We start from the raw sequence: 1074 nt of genomic DNA, 5'->3' as shown, positions 1-1074 counted from the left end.
CTCTACGCCCACACAAAATGGGGGGGTGTCCTGTCGCAGGGTTAGGCCCGCTCCGGCGGGGCCCCCAACACGCGCGCCTCGTCTGAGCGGCTGACAGGTCAGTCGCGCCGCGGGAGCAGAGACGCTCGGCCCATCGCTACCGCCTCGAAGCGCGGAACGTCGTCGCCCAGGTCGAGCACGGCCATCGCATCGGCTGAGCCGTCCCGGTCGAAGATCTCCTGACGGACCGGCATCCCATCGAGCAGTGCCTGCTCCGAGTGCCGGAAGCAGTAGCGCCCGGCGGCGCACAGCGTCTCCTGGGCCGGATCGAGCACCGAGAGCACCCGCGCGGTGTGCACCCGCTGCGCCTCGCGCGCATGCGCCAAGTCGTCGGGGTGCCAGCCACGGCCGTCGCCGAGCCGCTGGATCAACCCCGGGACCGCCAGCGCCTCGTGGGCGAGCACCACATCAGGGCTTGCCCCGGCGTCCAGAAGACCCGCTGCCTGCTCGTCCGTGGGCAGCTCAGCCTCCCACCACGTCCGGCCCGGCATCCGCACGCACCGGTCGATACTCGCGGCCCCTGCCAGCCGGCCGACGGAGTGCTGGTCGGCGCGCACGAGACTGGAGCGGGGGAGGAGCGCCAGGTGCGGTCCCATCCAGAAGACCCGGAGCCGTTGCGCGACAACGTGTCGATTACGTCGTAGTTCTCGTGGTTGCCCAACACGACGTGCAGGCGCACGCCCAGCAGGGCGAGCTGCTCGTTCAAAGCCTCCAGAGCCCGGATTGGATCTCGCTGCGCATGCCGCGCCAGATCATCCCAAAGTCGCCCCGCTGCACGAACGAGTTGCAGCCTCTCGACGTCGGCGTCACCACTGCGTCGTGCAAGAACCGGGCGTTGCCATGGACATCGCCGATCAGGCCCACCTGATCTCCCAGCTGCACGATGTCGTTCATCGTCCTCATCACAGCCTTCTGTTGTCGCTGTCGTGAGAAGGCAGCAGCCCGGGCCCCCCGGGGGGGGGCCCCCCGCTGGGGGGAGAGAGAGGTTGGGGGGGGCGGGTGACACACCACAAAAATCTCTAATATAGCACCCCC

Annotated in this window: 2 protein-coding genes; both read right to left on the bottom strand. The window is 69.2% G+C overall.

The window, feature by feature from the left end:
- Nucleotides 1-98 precede the first annotated feature (98 nt).
- A complete protein-coding gene (locus ACFWY6_RS45555; RefSeq protein WP_384703848.1) occupies nucleotides 99-635 on the bottom strand; it encodes a hypothetical protein in 537 nt (178 codons plus the stop codon).
- A gap of 106 nt (nucleotides 636-741) precedes the next feature.
- Nucleotides 742-933 (bottom strand): hypothetical protein, encoded by a 192-nt coding sequence (locus ACFWY6_RS45550; protein WP_384703845.1) that lies wholly within the window; start codon nucleotides 931-933, stop codon nucleotides 742-744.
- Nucleotides 934-1074 lie beyond the last annotated feature (141 nt).

It is taken from the genome of Streptomyces sp. NPDC059037, from assembly GCF_042740015.1.
Classification (GTDB): Bacteria; Actinomycetota; Actinomycetes; order Streptomycetales; family Streptomycetaceae; genus Streptomyces.
The sequence above is the reverse complement of the archived record's forward strand: the minus strand, read 5'-3'. Positions and strand labels throughout refer to the sequence as shown.

What these genes read in the sequence shown, in the direction of transcription:
- ACFWY6_RS45555 (WP_384703848.1), bottom strand. Translation starts at nt 635, where the DNA reads ATGGGACCGCACCTGGCGCTCCTCCCCCGCTCCAGTCTCGTGCGCGCC.
- ACFWY6_RS45550 (WP_384703845.1), bottom strand. Translation starts at nt 933, where the DNA reads ATGAACGACATCGTGCAGCTGGGAGATCAGGTGGGCCTGATCGGCGAT.